Annotated in this window: 24 protein-coding genes; 8 read left to right on the top strand and 16 right to left on the bottom strand. The window is 46.5% G+C overall.

What is annotated here, in order from left to right:
• Positions 1-38 precede the first annotated feature (38 nt).
• Positions 39-362, bottom strand: coding sequence for a winged helix-turn-helix transcriptional regulator (locus AC4E8A_RS03595; protein WP_490196849.1), 324 nt, complete (start codon positions 360-362; stop codon positions 39-41).
• Positions 363-516: 154 nt separating this feature from the next.
• Here AC4E8A_RS03595 and AC4E8A_RS03590 point away from each other — a divergent pair, with 154 nt between their 5' ends.
• Both AC4E8A_RS03590 and AC4E8A_RS03585 read left to right on the top strand, forming a co-directional pair.
• Positions 517-1,356 (top strand): VOC family protein, encoded by an 840-nt coding sequence (locus AC4E8A_RS03590; RefSeq protein ID WP_490196848.1) that lies wholly within the window; start codon positions 517-519, stop codon positions 1,354-1,356.
• Between the two features lie 69 nt (positions 1,357-1,425).
• The gene (locus AC4E8A_RS03585; protein ID WP_490196846.1) at positions 1,426-1,977 is read left to right on the top strand and encodes an NADPH-dependent FMN reductase; all 552 of its coding nucleotides are present in this window, start codon (positions 1,426-1,428) and stop codon (positions 1,975-1,977) included.
• Here AC4E8A_RS03585 and AC4E8A_RS03580 read toward each other — a convergent pair.
• A complete protein-coding gene (locus tag AC4E8A_RS03580; protein WP_490196844.1) occupies positions 1,967-2,152 on the bottom strand; it encodes a hypothetical protein in 186 nt (61 codons plus the stop codon). The two genes, AC4E8A_RS03585 and AC4E8A_RS03580, sit on opposite strands and share 11 nt — an antisense overlap.
• Before the next feature lie 1,254 nt (positions 2,153-3,406).
• On the opposite strand from AC4E8A_RS03580, the gene AC4E8A_RS03575 reads away from it, so the two are divergent.
• Entirely contained in the window at positions 3,407-4,240 is an 834-nt protein-coding gene (locus AC4E8A_RS03575; protein WP_490196842.1) for a manganese catalase, read from the top strand.
• A 242-nt stretch (positions 4,241-4,482) separates the two neighbouring features.
• Here the strand turns inward: AC4E8A_RS03575 and AC4E8A_RS03570 are convergent, their stop codons facing one another.
• On the bottom strand, positions 4,483-5,352 hold the full coding sequence (locus tag AC4E8A_RS03570) for a proline iminopeptidase-family hydrolase (RefSeq protein WP_490196841.1): 870 nt from the start codon (positions 5,350-5,352) through the stop codon (positions 4,483-4,485).
• A gap of 128 nt (positions 5,353-5,480) precedes the next feature.
• Positions 5,481-5,723, bottom strand: a complete 243-nt coding sequence (locus tag AC4E8A_RS03565; protein WP_490196840.1) for a hypothetical protein — start codon at positions 5,721-5,723, stop codon at positions 5,481-5,483.
• 231 nt (positions 5,724-5,954) lie between these two features.
• Between AC4E8A_RS03565 and AC4E8A_RS03560 the strand changes: the two genes are divergently transcribed.
• Entirely contained in the window at positions 5,955-6,518 is a 564-nt protein-coding gene (locus tag AC4E8A_RS03560) for a hypothetical protein (protein ID WP_490196839.1), read from the top strand.
• Positions 6,508-7,551: an alpha/beta fold hydrolase gene (locus AC4E8A_RS03555; protein WP_490196838.1), complete on the top strand. Its 1,044-nt coding sequence runs from the start codon at positions 6,508-6,510 to the stop codon at positions 7,549-7,551. The genes AC4E8A_RS03560 and AC4E8A_RS03555 overlap by 11 nt, the downstream gene beginning before the upstream one ends.
• A gap of 199 nt (positions 7,552-7,750) precedes the next feature.
• Here the strand turns inward: AC4E8A_RS03555 and opp4C are convergent, their stop codons facing one another.
• The 8 genes from opp4C to AC4E8A_RS03515 form a co-directional block, all read right to left on the bottom strand.
• Complete coding sequence (gene opp4C / locus AC4E8A_RS03550) at positions 7,751-8,677, bottom strand: oligopeptide ABC transporter permease (RefSeq protein WP_490196837.1); 927 nt, start codon at positions 8,675-8,677, stop codon at positions 7,751-7,753.
• A gap of 9 nt (positions 8,678-8,686) precedes the next feature.
• The gene (locus AC4E8A_RS03545; RefSeq protein WP_490196836.1) at positions 8,687-9,652 is read right to left on the bottom strand and encodes an ABC transporter permease; all 966 of its coding nucleotides are present in this window, start codon (positions 9,650-9,652) and stop codon (positions 8,687-8,689) included.
• Positions 9,653-10,012: 360 nt separating this feature from the next.
• Positions 10,013-11,758: a peptide-binding protein gene (locus AC4E8A_RS03540; RefSeq protein ID WP_490196834.1), complete on the bottom strand. Its 1,746-nt coding sequence runs from the start codon at positions 11,756-11,758 to the stop codon at positions 10,013-10,015.
• Positions 11,759-11,845: 87 nt separating this feature from the next.
• Positions 11,846-12,832, bottom strand: coding sequence for an ABC transporter ATP-binding protein (locus AC4E8A_RS03535; RefSeq protein WP_490196833.1), 987 nt, complete (start codon positions 12,830-12,832; stop codon positions 11,846-11,848).
• An 11-nt stretch (positions 12,833-12,843) separates the two neighbouring features.
• Positions 12,844-13,815: an ABC transporter ATP-binding protein gene (locus tag AC4E8A_RS03530; protein WP_490196832.1), complete on the bottom strand. Its 972-nt coding sequence runs from the start codon at positions 13,813-13,815 to the stop codon at positions 12,844-12,846.
• A gap of 244 nt (positions 13,816-14,059) precedes the next feature.
• Entirely contained in the window at positions 14,060-14,626 is a 567-nt protein-coding gene (locus AC4E8A_RS03525; RefSeq protein WP_490196831.1) for an NADPH-dependent FMN reductase, read from the bottom strand.
• 13 nt (positions 14,627-14,639) lie between these two features.
• Complete coding sequence (locus tag AC4E8A_RS03520) at positions 14,640-15,698, bottom strand: LLM class flavin-dependent oxidoreductase (RefSeq protein ID WP_490198759.1); 1,059 nt, start codon at positions 15,696-15,698, stop codon at positions 14,640-14,642.
• 746 nt (positions 15,699-16,444) lie between these two features.
• Positions 16,445-17,068 carry a superoxide dismutase gene (locus AC4E8A_RS03515; protein WP_490196830.1) on the bottom strand — a complete coding sequence of 208 codons (624 nt, stop codon included), beginning with the start codon at positions 17,066-17,068 and terminating at the stop codon, positions 16,445-16,447.
• 208 nt (positions 17,069-17,276) lie between these two features.
• On the opposite strand from AC4E8A_RS03515, the gene AC4E8A_RS03510 reads away from it, so the two are divergent.
• A complete protein-coding gene (locus tag AC4E8A_RS03510; protein WP_490196829.1) occupies positions 17,277-17,912 on the top strand; it encodes a helix-turn-helix transcriptional regulator in 636 nt (211 codons plus the stop codon).
• 193 nt (positions 17,913-18,105) lie between these two features.
• A complete protein-coding gene (locus tag AC4E8A_RS03505; RefSeq protein WP_490196828.1) occupies positions 18,106-18,774 on the top strand; it encodes an HAD family hydrolase in 669 nt (222 codons plus the stop codon).
• Between the two features lie 893 nt (positions 18,775-19,667).
• Here AC4E8A_RS03505 and AC4E8A_RS03500 read toward each other — a convergent pair.
• Both AC4E8A_RS03500 and AC4E8A_RS03495 read right to left on the bottom strand, forming a co-directional pair.
• Positions 19,668-20,552, bottom strand: a complete 885-nt coding sequence (locus AC4E8A_RS03500) for a 50S ribosomal protein L11 methyltransferase (protein WP_490196827.1) — start codon at positions 20,550-20,552, stop codon at positions 19,668-19,670.
• Between the two features lie 20 nt (positions 20,553-20,572).
• Complete coding sequence (locus AC4E8A_RS03495; protein WP_490196826.1) at positions 20,573-21,400, bottom strand: SPL family radical SAM protein; 828 nt, start codon at positions 21,398-21,400, stop codon at positions 20,573-20,575.
• Between the two features lie 185 nt (positions 21,401-21,585).
• Here AC4E8A_RS03495 and AC4E8A_RS03490 point away from each other — a divergent pair, with 185 nt between their 5' ends.
• Positions 21,586-22,731 carry an IS4 family transposase gene (locus tag AC4E8A_RS03490; protein ID WP_490195193.1) on the top strand — a complete coding sequence of 382 codons (1,146 nt, stop codon included), beginning with the start codon at positions 21,586-21,588 and terminating at the stop codon, positions 22,729-22,731.
• Between the two features lie 99 nt (positions 22,732-22,830).
• On the opposite strand, the gene AC4E8A_RS03485 is transcribed toward AC4E8A_RS03490, so the two are convergent.
• Positions 22,831-23,043 carry a hypothetical protein gene (locus AC4E8A_RS03485; RefSeq protein WP_490196824.1) on the bottom strand — a complete coding sequence of 71 codons (213 nt, stop codon included), beginning with the start codon at positions 23,041-23,043 and terminating at the stop codon, positions 22,831-22,833.
• A gap of 3 nt (positions 23,044-23,046) precedes the next feature.
• On the bottom strand, positions 23,047-24,288 hold the full coding sequence (gene sstT / locus AC4E8A_RS03480; protein ID WP_490196823.1) for a serine/threonine transporter SstT: 1,242 nt from the start codon (positions 24,286-24,288) through the stop codon (positions 23,047-23,049).
• Positions 24,289-24,406 lie beyond the last annotated feature (118 nt).

Raw genomic sequence — 24,406 nt, 5'->3', positions numbered from 1 at the left:
GGTTCATATAAACCAAGCTCCTTTAGCCCTGAATACAATTATTCTGATTCACGTTCCGGTTCCAACCAGGTCTGTGACCATTTTTCTATATCCCGAATAAGGGGTTCCAACGCCAACCCTTTGTCTGTCAATGAATATTCAATCCGAACCGGAGTTTCCGGGTAAACCTCCCGCTTCACGATCCCCTCGTTTTCCATTTCTTTCAACCTCTCAGAAAGAACCCGGTTACTGACGCCAGTTTCGGAACTGATTGCGCTGAAACGCTGAGGTCCGGCCAGCAGCTGGTAAACGATGATGCCTGTCCATCTTTGGCTCAGTATCCCCATGGCTTTTTCGAATCTTGGACAAATTGATGTATCCATCGAGATCAACTCCTTATCTTTTATTATACCCAAATTGAAATCGAAACTAAATTACTTTTATTCAAAAAGGTACTTGACGTAATTAAGTTCCTAAAATATAATCAGTTACATAAAGTAACTTAATAATAAATTGTATCAACAAGGAGGTGCCTCCATGAATTTTCATCAAAAGCCCCTGACCTTTGTCGGGAAAGTTCATTTGAAAGTCCAGAATCTCGAACGTTCATTACGTTTTTATAAGGAAACGATCGGGTTCCATGTATTGAAGCAGACTGAAAGAACCGCCAGCCTGACTGCTGACGGAAGAACACCCCTGCTGATACTTGAGCAGCCCGAATACACTATCGCCAATACTGGCAGAACAACCGGGTTGTATCACTTTGCCCTCCTTCTGCCAGAACGCTCAGATTTAGCGAACATTGTCCAGCACTTTGCTGATATCGGGCTGCGCTTCGGATCATCCGACCACCTTGTCAGTGAAGCGTTATATTTCTCCGATCCGGATGGAAACGGGATTGAAATCTATGCAGACCGCCCTTCTTCGGGTTGGACCTGGAATAACGGAGAGGTGGACATGGCTGTCGATCCTTTGGACTTTCAAGACCTTTTATCCATGAAAAGGGAACATCCATGGAAGGGACTCCCTGCTGATACCGTCATGGGCCATATCCACCTGCATGTATCCGAGCTCAGCAAGACCGAAGAATTTTATAAAAACGGACTTGGCTTTGACGTGGTCTGCCGGTACGGAAATCAGGCGCTGTTCATCTCAACAGGCGGGTATCATCACCACATCGGATTGAACACATGGAATGGCGTCGGGGCACCTCCCCCTGCAGAGAACAGCAGCGGGCTGAAATCCTATACACTGATCCTGCCAAATGAGGAAAAACGGGACGAAATTGTTCTCCAGCTTAAACACATCAATGCCCCGGTAACAGAAGATTTTGTGACAGAAGATCCTTCCGGCAACCGGATACATCTAGAAATTTAATGCAGGAAGTGAACCCCTATGTGGAATTTAAAAAAATTATTCGGAAAACAAATTGAGGAGGAAACAACAATGACAAATGAAAAACTAAACATCGGAATCATCTTAGGAAGCACACGTGAAGGACGCGTTAGTCCACAGGTAGGGGAATGGCTTAAAGGAATCGCGGACGGCCGTGAAAATGTAAACTATGAAATCGTCGATATCGCCGAATACAACCTGCCGTTCCTAGGAACAACAGACGGAACAGAACCAGGAATTGCAGCTTGGAATGGAAAACTTGCAAGTCTTGACGGTTTTGTCTTCATCGTCCAGGAATATAACCACAGCATCACAGGAGCACTGAAAAATGCCATCGATTTCGCACGTGAAGCATGGTACAACAAAGCAGCTGGAATCGTGAGCTATGGTTCAACAGGCGGAGCGCGTGCAGCAGAACACCTTCGCGGAATCCTAGCGGAGGTAAAAGTAGCCGATGTCCGCACTCATCCAACTTTGTCTCTATTTACTGACTTTGAAAACGGGTCAGAATTCAAGCCTCAAGAGCTTCACTTCACAAATGTGAATGCAATGCTCGATGAAGTGGAATCTTGGAGCGGCGCTTTAAAAACAATCAGAAACTAACAATGACGAACAGTCGTCTGCTTCCTTTGAGCAGGCGCTGTTTTTTTGCATGGCCTTTTTGCTTGGAGTTCTGTGATGAGACTGCCGCCTTCTTGCACTCTTCCGCGTTACGCTTCACTCCGTTTCGCGACTCGTTTCCGGCTTTTACTCGGCTAGGGAGTCCCGATTCTCTCATTATCGCGACTCCCTTCGCTTCCTACCTTCCTCTTCTGTCTCGATTCACTTCCTTTCGCGACTCCTTTCCAGCTTTTACTCGGCGGGCTGTCCCGATTCTCTCGTAATCGCGACTCCCTTCGCTTCCTACCTTCCTCTTCTGTCTCGATTCACTTCCTTTCGCGACTCCCTCCGCTTCCTACCTTCCTCTTCTGTCTCGATTCACTCCCTTTCGCGACTCCTTCCCAGCTTTTACTCGGCGGGCTGTCCCGATTCTCTCGTAATCGCGACTCCCTCCGCTTCCTACCTTCCTCTTCTGTCTCGATTCACTCCCTTTCGCGACTCCTTTCCAGCTTTTGCTCGGCGGGGTGTCCCGATTCTTTCATAATCGCGACTCCCTTCGCTTCCTACCTTCCTCTTCTGTCTCGATTCACTCCCTTTCGCGACTCCTTTCCAGCTTTTGCTCGGCGGGGTGTCCCGATTCTTTCATAATCGCGACTCCCTTCGCTTCCTACCTTCCTCTTCTGTCTCGATTCACTCCCTTTCGCGACTCCTTTCCAGCTTTTGCTCGGCGGGGTGTCCCGATTCTTTCATAATCGCGACTCCCTCCGCTTCCTACCTTCCTCTTTTGTCTCGATTCACTCTCTTTCGCAACTCTTCGCAGCCTTAACTCGGCTAGGGGGTCCCGATTTACTCCGTTTCGTGACTCGTTCCCCCCTTTTATGGTCTATTCTGCCTCGATTTCCAACAAAGATTGACCGGTGATGGGATACCGGCCCATTTAACGACCAAATGGGCCATCGACTACTCATCTCCGATGGGATACCGGTCCCATTTACCGACCAAATATGCCATCGACTACTCATCTCCAATGGGATACCGGTCCAATTATTGACCAAATGGGCCATCGACTACTCATCTCCAATAGGATACCGGTCCATTTACCGACCAAATGGGCCATTGACTACTCATCTCCAATGGGATACCGGCCCATTTATTGACCAAATGGGCCATCGACTACTTGACTACTGATCTCCCCCGATCGAACTCCGGCCCAGTTACAGAGGAAATGCTCTGTAATCTGGCTGGAATTCCCTCACACTCTCTCCTCTCTTTTTGCCAAGGTTCCAGCCAAATCTGCACCCACCTCTGGATGAAAAAGGACAAATTTCAACCTCTATACACTTTTTCGTAATTCTGGTTTAGCTTCCGAGCAATGGTGGAAAGAAAAAAGCGTACACAATTATCCTACTAATTTGAAAGGTGGTTAACATTAGTGGCGTTTTTACACAGAAAGCAATTGGTATTTGATGCAAAACCGCAAAAGTCCGACCCCTTATTTGCAAAAAAATTACAGGAATTGATTGGCGGCCAATATGGTGAAATGACCATCTTCATGCAGTATTTATTCCAAGGCTGGAATACGAGAGGAAAGCATGAAAAATATAAAGATTTAATCATGGATACAGGAACAGAAGAAATCGGCCACGTGGAGCTCTTGGCTACCATGGTGGCGAGATTATTGGACGGTGCTCCTGTTGAAGAACAGGAAAAAGCCGCAAATGATCCCGTGATTGAGGCGGTGCTTGGCGGAATGAACCCGCAGCATGCCATCGTGGCAGGAATGGGTGCCATGCCTGCTGACAGTAACGGGAACCGCTGGACTGCAGATTACATTATTGCGAGCGGGAACCTGATGGCTGATTTCCGTGCCAATCTGAATGCAGAATCTCAAGGACGCCTGCAGGCTGCCCGTCTTTATGAAATGACGGACGATCCTGGAGTCAAAGAGATGCTTTCCTATCTGATTGCACGTGACACGATGCACCAGAATCAATGGATTGCAGCTCTTCAGGAACTGGCTGAAGAGGAAGGCGGCATCATCGTCCCTACCACTGTCAAAGAGGACAAGGAAGCTGACGGGTTCTCCCATCAATTATTCAACTACTCCGAGGGCGAAGAAAGCAGCGAGGGAAGCTGGGCAACAGGCGCAAGCCCCGACGGCAAACAATTTGAATATGTCGATCATCCTAAAATTGTCGGCGGCCCGCTGGAGCTCGAACCTGCACCAGCTTCTCTGCACAATACCCCGCCGCCCAAAAAAGGGTAAAAACAAAAAACGGGAAACAGCTGGGCTGCTTCCCGTTTTTTATTGTGTCCTTAATGAAGGGGGCCTTCAATGGATGTAAGTTCCAAGTTGATAATTTCCCCTTTTATAAAATATCGTCCAATAATTCCGCCTATATGGACGATACTTCCCGAGTTGAGATTTCATCTCTTTTTAATGTCCATATATAAACCCCTGTGATCTATCAATAGAGCATCCCATTAAGGCTGGAGTTCCAACTTCCTTTATTCCACACTCTTCAAAAACTCACCCATCACCTGCATATACTCTTCTGTCTCTTCAACATAAGGCATATGGGCACTCTTCTCAAATACATGGAATTTTCCGTTCGGTGTCAGGGAGCTGAAGTATTCCGTCGATTTAGGGGTCGCTTCATCAAAGCGCCCGCAAGTGTACAGGGTCGGCACTTTGAAATCCTTCAGTTGACCTGTGCAGTCAAAGCTTTTCAAGTTGCCCGTCACATGAAATTCAGACGGCCCCCACATATGACTGTAAACTTCCGGTCCTCTGAATTCCCTGCCTTTTTTCAGGAACTCCGGATAAGGATCCAGCCTGCAGACAAAGTGCTTATTGAACACCTCCGTCGCTTTCTTATACTCATACGAATCGGTTGTGCCATTTTCTTCATTTCTCTTAAGTGCTTCCTGTACGTCTGCTGGCAGCAGTTCACGGTTTTTCTCCTGATCCTCCGCCCACATCGGTGCGCTTAAGCATGGACTTGAGAAAATGATGCTCTTGACTCCCTCTGGTTTGGCCATATAATAGGCAGCCGCCAGGGTTGTTCCCCAAGAGTGGCCGAGGATATGGAATTCACCAAGCTCCAGTCCCTCCTTCACCTGGCCTAATTCCTCCACGAACCGGTCGATGGTCCATAAAGCCTTGTCATCCGGGCGATCTGACTTTCCGCATCCCAACTGATCATAGAAGATGACAGGGCGCACTTCAGCAAGAACCCTCAGTCCCTGCATGGAATAATGGGAAGACCCGGGACCTCCGTGCAAAATGATGACGGGTGTATTCTTCGATTCTTTGTTATGTAGTTGATACCAGACCTTTCCGCCTGTTACTTCAATAAAGCCTTCCTCTATCTGCATTTCTTTTCCTCCCCGCTTGGTAAAAAAATCGCTCACATGAAACCATTCTATCATAAGAGAAGAAAATCCTTTTCCAAAGCGGTAAATAGAATCGAGACAGGCTGGCACTCCTGTCTCGATTTTCCCTCTTAATAAATTTCCGGTAATATTTCACGCCTTTCCAGCATCCGGAACACCCGAAAATGGAATTCAAACTCCTCATACCTCATGGTCGTTCCCTGGCCGAAATCATAGGAAGAGAAGAATGATTCCAGTAATTCGCTGCTCTCATCATCCAGCAGGCTGGAAAGCTTCAGTTTATTTTTAAGTTTGCCATACATATGGGAATGCCCATATAGTTTGAAGATTTCTTCCACATCTCTTTCTCTCATGATTCTCTGACTCTCCTTTTTGCAAGATTCAATAGTGTATGCAGCTGTATTCCAGTACGAGGCGGTACTTGTCCCTAGCTGTACATTCTTACTGTAAAGAGGCTCAGGCAGAACCATCAATTTTGGAACAGGGAAGTTACAGCTTGTTTATAATAAATGGAGGCTATTTAAAGTTTCTATAAAAAGGAAGCCTCAGCAGAAAGTACTTTTTACTAGAAAGGAAGAGTCAGTATGTCAAAAGAAAAAAATTCATCTGATTTGTACGAAGCGCTGCGAAATGCCGGCTTTCAGCTGGAAACCCATCTCAACGACTATATTCATAAGTATCTGAACAAAAAAGAGTTTGCTGCCGCGGCCTCTGTTTTTAAAAATGCCCAGAACAAGCTGACAGACTTGCTGCAGGAAGTACATGAGACGGCTTCACCTCACTTGAACGTCCCCACCAAGCAAGATTTAGCGAACATTGCAAAACTGGTCATCCAAGTAGAGGAAAAGGTCGATAGGCTGAGCGACCAGGTTGAAGAACTGACTGAAACCGTCAAGCGATTGAACAGTGAAGCTGTCCAACCATCAACAGCCAAGAGTTCTTCTGCCTCCGAGTCCCCTAAGGACGTACCGGAACGATGGGAAAAATCGATTCAAGAAAGATTGAAAAGACTCGAAACTTTAAAAGAGATGGCAGCGGGTTCACTGAAAGAGCAGATGGCCACTCCGGCATTCAGCTCTGAAAAGCTTGGGAATGACGATTTATTCAAGCTCCTCGACCTGCTTCAAAGGAAAAAGAATGATGAATAACGCGGAGTTTGATTCTCAAAAGGAGATTGAACGCTGGAAAGGTTTTTTCAGTGTCTGGACCGATCCCGATCCGGAAGTCGGTCCAACTCCGAGAACGGTTGTATGGAAAAAGAATAAGGCGACACTCTGGTACTATCCTTCCTCTAAGAAGAAGTATAAGGTACCCCTGTTTCTCGTTTATTCTCTTGTCAATAAAGCATATGTTCTTGATATGGCACCCGGCGCAAGCATGATCGAGTCTTTCGTTGAGAATGGATTCGAGGTCTATCTGCTGGAATTCGGCTCGCCCGGCTATGAGGATCAAGGCATTACGCTGGATGATTATGTTATCGACTATATCCAAAGGGCGGTCCGAAGAGCCCTTTCCCACTCCGGTGCAGACGAAATCACGGTCATCGGGTATTGTGTCGGCGGTACCTTGGCTGCCATCTATGCGTCTGTCGCAGAAGAGCCGATCCGTAACCTGGGAATCTTTGTAGCGCCGATTGACTTTACAGCTTCTCCAAAATTTGATCAATGGGTGGAATATATAAGGGAAAACGATATTGAAAGCACAGACCTGATGAAAATCAACGGAGCCGTTTCCCCAAAACTGATGAAGATCGGTCTCCGTGCTGCCAGCTCTCCCATTTACTTCAGCCACTACCTGTCCCTTTTAAATAAAGCATACGATAAAGAATATGTTGCCGGCTGGAGAAGGTTCAATAACTGGACAAATGATCATGTCGGATTCTCCGGCGCTGCCATGGTGCAGCTCGGAAATGATATTGTCAAAGAGAATAAATTCATGAAAGGCACCCTGACGATCCGAGGGAAGAAAGCTGCTCCTTCCAACATCCAATCCAAACTTCTAGTGGTCGCAGGAAAACACGACCGACTCGTGCCGGATGTGCTGAGCAAAGGCTTGGTTGATGTTGTTTCAAGCAAGGACAAAACCTATTATCCTGTAACAGGGGGACACACCACCCTAGCTGTCAAAGGAAACGGGCTGCCGACATTCCTTGCTGACTGGCTGCCTGAGAGGTCGAACTGACAGTATTCGCCGGCAGCCCTCGTCCATAATGCAAGAAACCCCTGCAACAACTGGGGCAGTATTTGCTTTGGCGGATTAACGCGTCGTCGTAACAGGGGACAGTCCCCTGTTACTTCACCGCGTTAACGCAGCGGGGGACTGTCCCCCGCTGCGTTAATGCGGTAAAGAAAAGAACCTGCCGGGTGCAGCAGGTTCTTTTCTACCGTCTGTTGCTTTTCGGATCGAAGGCATCACGCAGGCCGTCCCCGATGAAGTTGATGCATAAGACGGTTGTGAGGATTGCCAGTCCAGGCGGAATCCAGGCAGCCGGGCTGTTCCGCAGGATACGCAGGCTCTGTGCCTCTGAAATCATATTGCCCCATGTCGGCGTGGGCTGCGGAATCCCGAATCCGATGAAACTCAACGCCGATTCCACAATGATATATGTTGCCATCATCAACGAAGCATTCACCACAATCGGTCCTATCGCATTCGGAATAAAATGCTTAAAGATGATCCGGATATCGCTGGACCCAATGGCTTTGGCACCCTGGATGAATTCCTGTTCCCTGAGCGAGAGGTAGGCCCCCCGGATGATCCGGGTCAGATTCGGCCAGGACGTCAAGGCAATGATCGCGACAAAAATCCCAATAGTGACTTTGTCCAAAATCGCCATTACCGTCAAAATGATGACCAAAAAAGGCAACACCAGCATCATATCCGTCGCGCGCATAATTACATTGTCAATTTTACCGCCATAATATCCTGCAATCGATCCCAAGGTCACGCCGATCAGCAGGGTGAACACCATGGCGCTGAACCCGACTATAAGCGATATCCTTCCTCCATATAAAAAACGGGAAAGAACATCGCGTCCCGAGCTGTCAGTCCCGAACGGATTCTCTGCACTTGGCGGACGTTCGACCATCATCAGATTGGACTTCGTCGGGCTGTGGTCCGTGAACAGCGGGGCAAAGACCACCATCAATACAACCAGAAGAAGGATGACCACACCGCTCACCGCCAGTTTATTTTTCATGAACCGGCTAAGGGCAATCTGGAAAGGTGTCCTTCCTTTTTTGACTTTGTTCTGCGGGTGCATTTCAGGATTGGATCCTGCGGTCGTTTCTTGTGGATTGATCTGCATTTCATCACCTCATTCATAGCGGATTCTTGGGTCAACAATACTGTAGAATATGTCTGCCAGCAGATTCCCCACCAAAATAAAGACACCGAGCATCAGATTGATGGCCATGATGACCGGATAATCCCGGTTACTGATGGAATTGATGAACAAAGTCCCCAATCCTGGGTATTGGAACACACCCTCCGTGATGATCGCACCGCTCAGCAGCGCGCCGATTTCAAAACCAAGAAGAGTAATAATCGGAATCATCGCATTCCGCAATGTATGTTTATATAAGACGCTGTTCTCCGTCATTCCTTTTGCTTTAGCCGTCCTGATATAGTCACTCCCCAGAACGTCCAGCACTTCCGACCTCATGTACCTCATATACGTCGCTGTACCAGCCAGGCCAAGGGTGATGCCGGGAAGCACGAGATGATGCAGTTTATCGACCCATAGCTCCAGACCTGTCAGACCCGGGGTCGAAACGGATCCCTGCGAAGGAAACCAGCCCAGCGTAATGGAGAATACATAAATGGCCACCAGCCCGAAAAAGAAGTTCGGGATCGCCAGCCCGAGGAAGCCGAATGTAGTGGCTCCATAATCGAGCAGGGAATAAGGATTCCTTGCAGAATAAATACCAATCGGGATTCCCACCGCAATGGTGATGAATAAGGAAAACAGTCCGAGCTGAAGAGTGTTCGCGATACGGTCTGAAATCAAATCACTGACGTCCCGCCCTTTATAAATGAATGATTTTCCAAAGTCCCCCTGTGCCACCTTCGTAACCCAATTCACGTATTGGATATGGACCGGATCATTCAACCCCAGTGCTTCCCGCTGCTGTTCCAACACCTTTGGATCAATATTAGGGTCCATCAACCGGCCGGCAATCGGATCACCGGGAGCCATTTTCAGCATGAGAAATACGACCATTGTCAGGGCAATTAGCATCGGGATGAAAATTAGAATTCGCCGCAAGATGTACTGGTACAACGTTCCCCCTCCATTCTTTCTATTTAAGCAACTGGTTTGGATTCACAAACTTTTTTGTAAAGGCTGTTTTCGCATATATTTTTGCTTCCGGAAAAATCCCAGAAGCCGGATTTACCCCTGCATACTACGTTTTTCGCTCAGAACGAAGAGAGAAGCACTTTACTCTCTTGCTAAACAGGGGTTTTTCCGGTTCATTACTCCACTTTCTTTCGGAATTATTATCAAATAGCAACAACTTTTATGAAAAATAGCCTTTGTAAAAGATATATCAGTCCGCTCATAAGGCTTCGGATTCTTTGAATAAAAGAAAAGAGCGTGCGTCATACCGAACGCTCTTTTCTTATGTGTTCAGATATCTTTCTACTCTGTTACATACCAGTTGTGAGCATTGCTCAAGAAGGAATATGGAAGCACTTCGATCCCTTGCAGGCGCTTGTTATGGGCCCATAAGCTGTTTTGCGCATAAAGAATGACAGCTGGAAGATCTTCCGCATATTTAACCTGCCATTCGCTGTAAACTTTTTTACGGTATTCCTGGTCAAATGCATCTGGAGGAGTGAAGGCATCCTTCAGCAGTTGATCCGCTTCAGGGTTGTTCCAGCGGGAGTAGTTATAACCGGCTGTTGATGACCAAAGTCCGCTTGGATCCGGATCGGTACTGCCCAAGCTCCAGCCGATCAGGTATAGATCCCAGTCCTGGCTGTTCAGCTCCAAGTCTTCAAAGTATGCAGCTGCTTCCTTTGGCTGGCGAAGGTCGATATTGATCCCCACCGCTTCAAGGAACTCTTCAATGATCGGAGCCGAACGTTCACGGATTTGGTTGCCTGTAGGGTAGTTCAAATTAAGCACCCATTCGTCCCCTTGTGGATCTTCACGGAATCCGTCTCCATCTTTATCAACATAACCCGCTTCATCCAGAAGGGACTTAGCTTTTTCCGCATCAAAATCATATTGATTCGGATTTGTGTCATCATACGCCCAGAACTGTGTTGCGATAGGTGAATTTTGAATCGCTCCGCGTCCAAACAGCAAGCCGTTGATGATCGCCTGTCGGTCAATCGCATAGGCAATCGCCTGGCGGACATTCGGATCTGATAGCTTTTCATTTTCCGTCCATTTGTCAGGTGAAATGGTGGTATCGCCCTTGGCCCGATGATTATGCACCATCCCCATAATTTGATACCCGAAATCCGGCTGTTCAATAATTTCCACATGTTCCATCGCATCGACTGTCTCGTAGTCAGCTGCCTGGAAACCATTAGGATCCGCTACAAAATCAATCTCTCCATTTTCAAGCAAGCCAAGGATGACAGACTGGTCGACCACTTTCCAGACCACCCTCTCAAGCTTTGGTTCTCCTTGCCAGTACTCCTCATTTTTTGTCATGACGTACTGCTCACCTTCCACCATCTCCGTGAATTTGAATGGTCCGGTGCCGACCACTTCATTAGGATCACGGGAAGCGGCATGCTCAGGGATTTCGGGAACAGGCACATCCGCAAATTTATGTTCAGGGATAATGGAAAAGCTTGCGTCAGGTAAAGCAAGAACGTTTGGCTGGGCAAAAACAAACTTGACTGTTTGATCATCTACTTTGACAACACCTTGGAACTCCTGCGTTTTTCCAGTGGAGAAATCCTCATATCCTGCCAATCTTTCCACATAGTTTGTACGCACGCCTCCAGCCTCTACATAACCGGGGCTTGAAAGGGTCTTATAAGTGAACACAACGTCATCTGCAGTGAAATCTTCTCCATCATGCCACTTAACGCCTTCTTTCAACGTAAACGTATATTCGGTATTATCATCGTTTGCTTCCCACTCGGTTGCAAGGTTCGGAACAAACTCAAGCTCTGTATTCTGGCTGACCAACCCTTCATGAGTCAAAGAAAGAATGTTCGCCTCATACGCTTCCGTATAGAAGATCGGATTAAACAGACCTGTAGGTGCAGTATCCATCGCACCTGTCACAGTACCGCCGGATTTCGTTTCTCCATCGCCTTCATTTTCAGCTTCTTCATTATTGTTTGAAGAATTGCTGCAGGCAGCAAGCATTCCAAGAATCAATACAGTCACAAGCATGAGCAGCCAACTTTTCTTTTTCACCAAACTTCTTCACCCCTTATAATTTTTAGAAAAAGAGTTATCGGTCAACCAGATCAGGGGGGCATCACCTCCTTACAATCTGTACTTCTACACCTTTTCATCGTATAAGTGGCAGGCAACATGATGGCCGCCTCCAACATCGGTCAATTCCGGCCTGTCAAGGGTACACCTTTCATGTGCCTTGGGGCATCTCGTCCTGAATGCACAGCCGGATGGCGGATCGGAAGGGCTCGGCAGGTCCCCTGTCAATATGATTTTTTTACGGTTTTTCCTGCTTTCTATAGAAGGAACCGATGATAATAACGCCTGTGTATAGGGGTGCAGCGGTGTCTCATATACTTTTTTCTTGGGGGCAATTTCAGCAATCCTTCCAAGGTACATAACGGCAACACGGTCGCTAATATGCTTAACCACACTGAGATCATGCGCAATGAACAGATACGTGTGGCCGAATTCTTCCTGCAGGTCTGCCATAAGGTTCAGTACCTGGGCCTGGATCGACACATCCAGGGCCGATACAGGCTCATCACAAATAATGAACTTCGGATTGAGGGCAAGTGCCCTTGCAATGCTGATGCGCTGCCTTTGCCCGCCTGAAAATTCATGGGGATACTTCAATCTGTCATCAGGACGGAGGCCCACTTTTTGAAGAAGGGAGATGATTCGTTCTTTTCTTTCTTTCTTTTTCAAAGAGGTTTGGACAATCAACGGCTCTTCTATTAATTCCTCTACGCTCATTTTGGGGTTTAGGGAAGCAAATGGATCCTGAAAGACGATCTGCATATCCCTTCTATAAGGGCGGAGCTTTCTTGCCCCCAAACCGGTGATGTCTTTTTCTTCAAAAATGATCTGCCCCTCTGTCTGCTGAAGCAGGCGGAGGATCACCCGGCCTAACGTCGACTTGCCTGACCCGGACTCCCCCACGACTCCAAGGGTCTCACCTTTAATAATAGAAAGAGAGACATCGTCCACTGCCTTGACCTGGCCGACCGTTTTTTTCAAAACTCCCCCTTTAATAGGAAAGTATTTTTTTATATTTTTAGCTTCCAAGATATATTCGTGATCTGTCTTCACACACTTCCCCCCTATTCATATAGATAGCAGCGAACCTTGCGGCCAGCCTCTGTCTGGATTAGGTCCGGATTGGCATTTCGGCACTTTTCCATAACCGACGGGCAGCGGTCCGCAAAGCGGCAGCCATCCGGAAAGAGATGCGCAGGGGGAACGGTGCCCTTAATGGCCCCTAGCCGGTCCACGTCCTTCTCCAGGCTTGGCAGACTTTCTAGTAAGCCGGTCGTATACGGATGCTTCGGATCTTCAAAAATGGTTTCTGCGTCGGTTTCTTCCACAATCTGTCCTCCATACATGACCATCACTCTATCTGCATATTCAGCTACTACCCCTAAATCATGCGTGATTAAAAGAACCGCCATATTAAACTTCTTTTTCATTTCATCGATCAGATCCAGGACCTGGGCCTGTATCGTGACATCAAGGGCTGTAGTCGGTTCATCCGCAATCAAAAGCTTAGGATCACATGAGATGGCCATCGCAATCATCGCCCGTTGGCGCATCCCCCCCGAAAGCTGATGCGGATACTCGCGCATTGTCTCCTCTGCTCTCGGAAACCCACAGAGTCTCAACAGCTCAACCGCATGCCGGCGGGCTTGTGCTGTTGGTATTTTCTTATGCCTGACCAGGGTTTCGACGATTTGGTTCCCGATAGTAAAAACAGGATTCAAAGCTGTCATGGGTTCCTGGAATATCATGGCGATCTCCCTGCCCCGGACTTTTGACATTTGCTTATCAGTCAATTGGACGAGATCCCTGTCCCCGAAGACAATCTCCCCCTCCTGAATTTTCCCTGGCTTTCCGACCAGCTTCATGATTGATAGAGAAGTGATGCTCTTTCCGCTGCCTGATTCCCCTACCAGAGCAACCGTTTCACCCGGCTTTATTGAAAAGTCAACACCATCGACCGCCTTAGCCACCATCTTGTCTTCCAAATGAAAATACGTTTTTAACCCTTTCACATCCAGTAATCCGTTTTGAGCCAACTAAGTCACCTCAGCTTTGTTATTTTCTTTTTGTGACAAAATAATTAGTACTACTCTATGTGCGAAACATTACAAATAAGACAAAAACGAATAAATATACTGAAAATTTATAATATTAAATTAAATTAGTGGATAAAAAAGAAATATTATACAGGTTTCTTTAACGCAATAAAGCGGTGGGGGACTGTCCCCCACCGCTTTAGTGCGTTAAAGAAAAAAGGAGGCCACGGCCTCCTTTTTGGATTTAAAAATTGTATTCTGCTTCTTTCTTCTCACGGATAGCCGCAAAGGTCTCCGTTAACATAACCGTATCTTCCACCAGCCGGTCAATCCTGAACCGGACATCATCGCTGGTAATTTCTTTGAGATGGAAATCTGCCTCTTCGATAAAGACATATGTCTGGACGATCTGCGCTTTCATATAGGCCAAAATCGGCTTGATCTGCTGCTCGGCAATCAAATAATGCTTGGATGAACCAGCAGTCACAATCATGCTGACCACTTTATCCCGGAATGCATTTTGCGGCAGCAGGTCAAAGATGTTTTTTAACGTAGCCGGGATGGATGCCTGGAACACCGGAGTCCCGATAATGATGGCATCTGCTTCCATCAGTGTTTTGGTCACAAACCCTGTGTCTCCGTCATATTCCAGATAGTTCCGTCCATCACTGAACTGAATGTCATAATCGGCAAGGTCGAGCAATTCCACTTCTGCATCAGGATAGTTCTCTTTAAGAGACTCTACTGTATAATTCATTGCTGTCCTTGTTTTGGAACCGACCTTTGACCCTGATAATCCAACCACCTTCATATTGGCGTCCCTCCTATTTTTTCGCAGTATACTTTCGTATCGCCGGTAAAATCTCCGTACCGATGATATCAATATTTTTCATTAACTTATCAAACGGCATGCCGCCGAAATCAATTTGGGCGATGTACCGCTGATGGTTGAATGTCTCGTGTTGATAAAGGATTTTTTCAATGATCTCCTGCGGACTACCGATATTCATGATGTTATGAGGGTCGATCCCTTGTGCAAAATGCTGTTTCGGGAAGCCTGCACCATTTGTCTTCTTCATGCCCTCATTAATATGAGGATACAAATCTTTCAACGCCTGCTGTGATGTTTCAGCTGCATAAAAGAATCCAGCCGTGGCAACCGGCAGCTCAGCAGGATCAAAGCCTTTACTCCGGGCAGCTTCACGGTAAGCATCAACGGTCCGTTTAAAGACGGATGCCGGTCCCCCTAAGTGAGCCATGAACATCGGCGCACCTGCATAACCGGCTTTGATGGCGCTCGCCGGGGTCCCGCCAACGGCCCGCCACACCGGCATGGACCCTCCAACTGGACGCGGAAGCACCTTCGCATTTCGCAGCGGCGCCCGGAACTCACCGCTCCAGTTCACCACTTCTTCCTGATTGATTTTCATCAGAAGATCGAATTTTTCCTCATATAATTCCTCATAGTTTCTCAAATCATATCCGAGTAATTCGAAAAGCCCCACTCTGGACGCACGGCCGGCAATGATTTCCGCCCTTCCCCCTGAAATGAGATCGATGGTCGCGAAGTCTTCATAAACCCGGACAGGATCGGATGTGCTGATAATTGTGGAAGAACTCCCGATTTTGATATTCTTCGTTGCCTGTGCGATGGCAGACAAAACGACCGTGTGTGCCTGAGTCGCAAAGTAATCCTGGTGGCTTTCCCCGACACTGAAGAAGTCAAGGCCCGCCTGGTCTGCCAGCTTTGCATACTCGATGATGTCTTGTAAACGCTGCTGTACCGGAATTCTCTCTCCTGTATTTGGATCCGGAAGGTGGTCTCCCAGCGTATATATTCCAAACTCCAGTCCTTTGCTTTGATCAATACGATATTTTTCCACCATGATCCCTCCTTCTTTCTTTTTTTCCTCATTAACCGTCAGCCTAACATCTTCTTTTAATAGGCTTTCCAATTTTGGAATGATATCCTCATCATCCAGATAAAAGTCGTTCCCATACTTGGTCCCTGCGTAAAACGGCTGCCCGCCTTCAAAGTAAAATAGATCGGCAGACTCTTTGCATTTCCCGATAAGCTCCTTCCCAGCTCGGGAATCCAGCCATAGATGGAAAAGTCACGTCTTGGTCATAAAACGGGTAAACAATTTCGCGACCGGGATGTGATTTAAAGTCAAAACGGCAGGTTCTTTTTCTTCTACTACTATTGTTTTGCCTGTAAAACTGGCCATTCCTGCTGTCTCCGTATTCTTATCATTGCCGAATCCAGGCTGAAGCTGAAGACGGCATAGCCTTTGGGGATTTTGCGGGCTGTTTCAGCAAGGAGGATTGATTTGGGACAAATGCTTCTTTCCTAGAGCCGTTCAAACGACTCGTGCCGGCTTACAGACTGCATGTTCTCTTCGTTATGGGCGGTTTCACGTTCCCAAAACCGGCCTCTGACGGCATACTCTCTTTGTTTTAAGCGACTTCATGTTCCCAAACCTATTCTGGCGGCATGCTTTTTCGATATGATCAATGAATGCCCGCTGAAGCCGCAGTACCGCATACCTCGTTCATTGGTAGTTTGTAGAACACAGAAAATTCCCCATAGAATAAGGCACCCCCGAAAAGGCACCTTATCCAGAGCATTTTAGTTGTTTTGAGCAGCTTCGTAGTTTCTGGCGACAGCATCCCAGTTAATGATGGTGAAGAAGCTTTCAATATAATCCGGTCTTCTGTTTTGATAGTTCAGGTAGTAAGCATGTTCCCAAACATCAAGCCCCAGGATCGCTGTCTGGCCGTCCATGACCGGGTTATCCTGGTTCAGCGTGCTTGTCACTTCAAGCTCTCCATCTGCATTGACGATCAGCCAGGCCCATCCAGACCCGAAGCGGGTTGCGGCTGCTTGCGCAAATTCTTTTTTGAATCCATCAAAGCTGCCAAACGCTTTGTCGACTGCTTCTTTTAGGTCTCCAGCAGGTTCATTGTTTTCTTTTGCAGGAGCAATCACAGTCCAGAACAGGCTGTGGTTCAAGTGTCCGCCTCCATTATTTCTGACTGCGGTGCGAATAGTTTCCGGTACAGTTTCCAGATTGCCGAGAAGCTCTTCCAGGGATTTTGATTGCAGTTCTTCTTTGCCTTCCAAAGCGGCATTCAGTTTGTCGACATAAGCTTGATGATGTTTCCCATGATGGATTTCCATCGTCTTCTGGTCAATATGCGGCTCCAATGCATCAAAGCCATAAGGCAGTTCAGGTAGTGTGAAAATAGACATAATCAATTCCTCCTAAGTAAGTTTGAAACTTTTTATACCAAAAAGTATAATTAATATAGTACAAGATTAATCTATGCCACTGCTGAAAGCAATTTTTTTGCTTAAGAGTGGCGGGCATTTTCTACTATCTTTTTATTTTATATACTTCATAGTATAATTACTTCTTTATACAGAATTGATCTTATTAATCGAATTGAGGTGTTCCGTTTTGACTGCTGTAGTGAAAACAACCAAAGACAAAATACTCGATTTGCTGAAAAAGGAAGTGTCCCTGACCGTAAACGACTTGATCGAAGAGCTGGGAATTACCCATATGGCGATCCGGAAGCATCTGAATATCATGGTAAAAGACGGGCTCCTCCATTCTGTCGAGATCAAACAGTCCAAGGGCAGGCCGCTATACCGCTATGCATTGACGGAAAAAGGCGACCGGCTGTTTCCGAAGAATTACGAAGGAATCAGTGTCGAATTCCTGCAGGATATCAAGGATTCCTTTGGTGAAGAATCAGTTGAAACACTGTTTAAAAAGAGGGAACGGCGACTGACCTCCCAATATAAAGAACAGGTGCAGAAGAAAAGCAGCCACCTTGAAAAAATACAAGAGATAGAGAAAATCCAGAATGATAAAGGCTATATGGCAAAGGCAAACCAGATTGATGACACTACCTTTGAATTGATTGAATACAACTGTCCCATCATGGCGATCGCCAACAATTTCAAAACAGCCTGCAAGTGTGAAACGGAAATGTTCAAAAATGTCCTCGGCACAGACCAAGTCAAACGAGTCACCTGCAAAACCGAAGGAAACCATCACTGTAAGTTCCTGATCACCTATGAAGCATAAGAGGCTTTAGCGCATTAACGCGGCCGGGGACAGTCCCCGACCGCGTTAATGCGTTAATAAACTAAAAGGGACAGTCCCCCTTACCACTTTAAAGCACTAAAGCTGCCTTCCCCTTTGTCCATTTGGTCCCTCCTGTTCATTTACAATTCATGCCAACTATCCTATACTTGCTTAAAAAGCGAGGTGTTCTGTTTTGGCAATTGTCACTGTAGATTTTGATGGAACGCTCTATCAAGGGAACTCTTTTAAAGCGATGTTCCAAATGGGACAAAGACAATTTACTGCAAAGCAATGGGCCATAGTGGCTGCAGGTTTGGGGAAAGCTTCTGCTGCTGGTGCCCTCAAAGGAAAAACGAAATTCAAGCATGAATTTTTCAAGGCGTTCGCCAAGACATTCAGAGGAAAATCCACGGAAGAATTAGATCTCTTTTTCCGGGAGCTGGTTGAGCTCGGAAAAGCCGAGGTCCATCGTGAGCTGGTTCTCAAAATTCAGGAACACCAACACAATGGAGATACGGTCATTGTTTTATCCGGTGCGCTCCAGCCGTTCCTGAAAGCTTTTATAAAAGACCTCAGCCTGGACGTCCATGTCCTTAGCACAAACTTACTATTTGATCACAACGGCCGCTGCACAGGTGAAATCGGAGAAATTATCAATGGAGATGCAAAAGTGAAAATCTTGCAGGAATGGATGAATCAACAACAGCATTTGGCAGAGAAACCCGCTAAAGAAATTTGGGCTTATGCGGATAGCGAAGCCGACATCCCTTTACTGCATTATGTGACCCATCCAATCCTGGTCAATCCAAAACAGGAAATGGTGAGAGTTGCGGAGAAAAACAGCTGGTCCATCTTTGCTTAGTGCAAGAGGCGCCAAGGTACCTCCTGTTTACTCAACGGTGCTTCTTTTCCTTTGTTGCTATTTAACAAGAAATACGGCCATCACCCATCTAAAAATCACGGGAAGCTAGTAAAGAGTTTCTCTCCTTGTTCAGAGACGAAAATCCCAGTCTCCAGGGGGAAGATCCAGCTCTTGGGATTTTTCCGAAAGTCTCAATCTACGTAAACAGCATAATCAAAAAAACGGCCCTCTTCTGGTAAAAGGGCCGTTTCTATCCTTCATTTTTTTAAAAAACATAAATCACTAGACTTCAAGATCAGCAAACGTAAAACAGATCGCTTTCGGGCCGGCATTTACTGAATTCTCGAACCTCAACGGCCCATTTAAGCATTTTTTGGGCCATCGTCAACCGAATTTCCGTTTCCCATTGGCCCATTTACACGCTTTTTAGGCCACCATCTACTGAACTCTCGAATCTCAACAGCCCATTCAACCACTTTTTGGGCCAGCTTTGGCCAAACCCCTGCTTCTCAACGGCCCATTTAAGCATTTTTTGGGCCATCGTCAACCGAATTTCCGATTCCCATTGGCCACTTACACGCTTTTAGGCCACCATCTACTGAACTCTCGAATCTCAACGGCCCATTTTACCGCTTTTCGGGCCAGCTTTGGCCAAACCCCTGCTTCTCAACGGCCCATTTAAGCATTTTTTAGACCATCGTCAACCGAATTTCCGATTCCCATTGGCCCATTTACCCACTTTTGGGCCACCATCTACTAAACTCTCGAATCTCAACAGCCCATTCAACCCCTCTTCCAGTCAGTTCCAACCAAAATTCTGATTCTCAATGGCCGGAACCTCTTTTTAATACATGCACTACCCAGCATCAAAATTGCGTAAAGTCCAAAGCCTCTTACTTTTTCCTATATTCCATCGTCACCCATTCGTTTGTCTGCCTATAGTTCATTCTTTCAAACCCGGCTTGCTCAAAAACCGTTTCTACTCCGTCGATATGCCACTCAACAAGTCCGGACACCACAAACCGGCGGCTTTTTTCCAGGAGCGAATGCCTCATAAGTATATGCAAGGCCTCATCACCGCCTATATTGATAAAGATCCAGTCGTAGATTCCGTTTATCCGATCATCACCGTCGATTACATCTTTTTGCAGCACCTCGATCTTCTCTTCAACCCCGTTCAACCCAGCGTTATATAGAACTTCTCTCTCCACCGGCTCATAATCGATCGCGGTTACATGGGAGGCTCCTTTTAACAGTGCACCGATTGCCAGGATTCCGGAGCCAGTTCCAAGGTCAAGCACTCTCTCACCTGTAAAATCATGATCAATGATGATCCGCAGGCAGTCCTGCGTTGTTTCGTGAAGACCCGTGCCAAATGCAGCCTGTGGTTCAAACCTCAATACCTTTTTTCCATTATGATCCTGCACGTTTCCGGAATAGCCGATTACCCACTCATCATTCAGTTCAATGTCTTCAAACTCCGCTTCCGGTATGTCTTCTCTCACTGGTGAATAGGTTATCAAGTCCACGGGAATACCAGCAGTTTCGTGGATAACCGCAAGTCCATCTTCAGGAAAATCTGCCATTTCGCTATCTTCAAAATATAGGTTAAAATCGATCATCTCTTCTTCCGCTTCCTTAAACTCATATCCGTTCGAAAAGGTGATGACTTCAATCGGCTGTTCATAGTAAAAATTGTACAGCCCCTTGCTGCTTATTTTTTCAATGAGATCATCCACTTGGTTTTGGTCTATCTTTATCTTAAATTCATACAGCATAGAATAGTCCTTTCTTGTGCTTAGCTCGGGCTGAACCCACTTTTAGAAACACCTATAGGGATTCCACTTCCTTGAAGCTCTTCCCTCAGCATTTTCAGGACGACCTTGTAAGCGGTTGGATTGTACCATTTTTCAAGTCCAAGCTGCCGGTAAATTTCTTCCACTCCCAGCTTGCTTGTCCTCCTGCCGCCAGTGCCATCGCCCATCCAGAAATCATCAATGGTTATCCGGTTCGCAAGTTCTTTCAGCTTGGCTGGGAACTCCCTTGTGCATGGCAGCAGCGGTGCAATCGTCGCCTGTGTCATGATGCCTGCATCTGTTATCTCTTTTAAGGCTTTCATCCGGGCTGGAATCGGAGGGGCAGACGGCGAAAATGCCTTTCTAACCTCTTCTTTATCCGTTTCAATCGTCATTGATACCCGTATCTTGTCGTTGAATTGTTTAAAAAGGTCGATGTCCCTCTTTACCAATGGGGATCTGGTTTGTAAATGAATGAAATCCGGCTGGATCTCTAACATTACCTTCAGGAGACTCCGCGTCAGCAAGGTTTCATGCTCAATAGGCTGATAAGGATCGGTGGAGGAAGACATGAACAAGGTCACTGGCCCTTTCTTCTTTGCTTTGATGAGGTCTTTTCGCAAAACTTCCGCGGCATTGGTTTTGATATCAATCCACGTCCCCCACTCCTGTTCACGAAACAACGAGATCGGCATCTGCCTCACATAGCAATACTTGCAGCCGAAAGCGCAGCCCGCATACGGGTTCAGCGAATGAGTAAAGTTATCAATCGCCCCTTTTCCCGGTGTCAAAATGCTCTTCGAAACAATGTCCTTCAGATCCGGTTTCACCTTATCACCTTCCTTCTCTCTTTATAGTATAAAACACTTTACCACATTAACGCATGTGGGGACTGTCCCCACCACGGGTGTTGATTAACCATAATATGTAAAATAAACGGTTTCATTAGACAAAAAAAACCACTCTCTTTTAAAATGATTGTTACCGCTAACAACACAAAAAGGGAGTGGTTTCATTGACTAACTTTAACAAACTTTCTGAAATCCTTCAAACCATTATTACGGATGAAGAAGTGGCAAATCTTTGTGAGAAATGGGGCTATGAAGACAAAGCTAGGAAGTTATCTGCCCACGATTTGATACATTTTTTTGTTATTTCTTCTGCGAAAAAATGGGAAGGATTTCGAGATGCCGAGACCAAATTGCCAAAGGAAGAAAGTTTACCTTCCGTTGATCATTCTACCCTCGCCAAAAAAGCCCAAAGAGTTCCTTATCAAATTCTACAAGAATTATTCTCCCGTATCGTTAAGCGCTTAGGACGAAGAGTCCGTCGCGCCCTATTTAAACCCTATAAGCTATTTGCCGTTGACTCCACCACGATCACTTTCCAACACCCAGACATGTGTTGGGCGGGTTACACCCGTACCCGCCACGCTATTCGTCTTCATACAAAATACGATGTGGAGGAAGGTCAGCCTACTCAAGTAGTCCAGACAACTGGACGGCATCACGATGTCATGGTGGCACCCAAACTCTATGAAGATCCAGAGCCACTCTCCATCATCACCGCTGACAGAGGATATGCAAGAACAAGTGACTTTCAGTGTTTACATGACCGTGAACAGTACTTTGTCATTAGAGTGGCTAAGTTCTTCTCCCTCTCGGAAGAGAAGGAACACAGTGTATCACTTGAAACTGAAGGCCGTATTAAAAAAGACATGACAGCCTTTATTGGAAAAGGTTCCCGAAAGACAGAGGATCGCTTCAGACTAGTTACATTCACGGACAACGAGGGGAACCAAATAAGAGTGGCGACGAACCTTATGATGATGTCTCCAGAAGACATTGCTTATATCTATAAGCTTCGTTGGCAAATCGAGTTATTTTTCCGTTGGGTAAAAGGAAATCTGGACCTTTCCAACCTGTTTGGATTTTCCCCCAACGCTGTTTATAGCCAAGTATTTGGCACTCTTATCAGTTATTTTATATTACGCAGTATTTATAATGATACAAAAGAAGAGTGGGCCATCTTGTATGATTACACTTTCATTGAATTTACTCGCCGTTACCTGGCACGCACCCTACCTGTAGAGGTAAGTTGCGCAATCAAATCACGGTTGGGAAGAAGGGGAAGTCTGTTTCAATCATCTGGAAAAATATAGCTAATCAACACCCGTGCTGTCCCCACATGCGTTAATGCGGTAAAGAAAAAGACTGTCAAGAAACTCTCTCTCGACAGCCAGGATCTGTTATAAAGCACCTCAGTCACCTGCATGTATTCCGCATGCTCTCGCCAATCGTTCCACTAGATGTATGGATTCCGTCTGGTCTTTTCCATAATGGTTGATGCCATGCGTCATTTGGATTAAACAGCCCGGATTGGAAGTCACAACGATATCCGGTGTGTTCACGTTCACTTTAACCTCTTCCAGCTTCCCGGTTAATATTTTCATAGATTCATCGTTGTCCCTCATCCTTCATGCAACTTCCTTCTTAATCTTTATCTCTTTGCCTTCCTTCTTCCACTCTTTAAACTCACTGGCTGCTGTGAACAGCACATCCGTTGATGAATTCAGCGCTGTTTCAAATGAATCCTGCAACACCCCGATGATAAAGCCGACGCCGACCACCTGCATCGCGACATCAGCCGGGATCCCGAATAAGCCGCATGCCAGCGGAATCAATAACAACGAGCCGCCAGCCACTCCTGAAGCACCGCAGGCAGAAAGGGCTGCCACCACACTGAGGATAATCGCCGTCGGAATATCGACAGCAATACCAAGTGTATGAACGGCGGCAAGCGTCAGCACTGTAATGGTCACCGCCGCCCCCGTCATATTGATGGTCGCCCCAAGTGGAATCGACACGGAATAGCTATCCTTATTCAATCCCAGCTTCTCACACACCCTCATGTTGACCGGAATATTGGCCGCTGAACTGCGCGTGAAAAAGGCTGTGATCCCGCTTTCTTTCAAACAGATGAACACAAGCGGATAAGGATTTTTTCTCATAAGCAGAAATACAATGACCGGATTGATCACCAAGGCAACCAGCACCATGCAGCCGATCAAAACGGCAAGCAGTTTCCCATAGCTTAAAAGCCCTTCGATCCCAGTCGAACTAACCGACTCGATGACCAGTCCCATGATTCCTAACGGAGCAAACTTGATGACCCACGTCACAATCTTGGAAACAGCTTCCGAAAAGTTAGCAATAACTCCCTTCGTTGAATCTCCTGCATTTTTTAACGCCAACCCAAGCAGGACAGCCCATGCCAAAATTCCAATATAGTTCGCATTGGCCACTGCATTAAATGGATTATCAACAATATTCAACAGCAGGGATTCCAGGACCTCGGCCACACCCCCGGGAGCCGTCATGCCTTCCGCTCCTTCAGACAGAGTCAAACTCACAGGGAAAATAAAGCTGACAAAGACCGCTGTCACCCCTGCCAAAAAAGTTCCCAGCAAATACAAAAGAATGATAGATTTCATATTCGTCTGACTGCCTCGTTTATGCTGAACGATTGCCGACATCACCAAAAACAGGACCAGTACAGGAGCAATGGCTTTCAACGCACCTACAAACAATGTACCCAAAATCGATAGCGGCTTTGCCGCCTCAGGTATCATCAAAGCAAGGAGGATCCCACTAATCAACCCTATGATGATCTGCTTCACAAGGCTTAGCCGCCCCCACATCTTCATTATATATCTCATTTTCCACCCCTCCTCGATTGTGAAAAAATCATTTCCGCTTCTCGCTCGCAAATAATATTTTCTTTGCACGCACACAAATGTATTTCTGGTAAAAACAATTATATAATCTTTCAAGTAT

This window comes from Bacillus sp. SRL337 (assembly GCF_984799155.1).
Note: the sequence above shows the minus strand (reverse complement) of the source record. Positions and strands in the feature narration are given on the sequence as shown.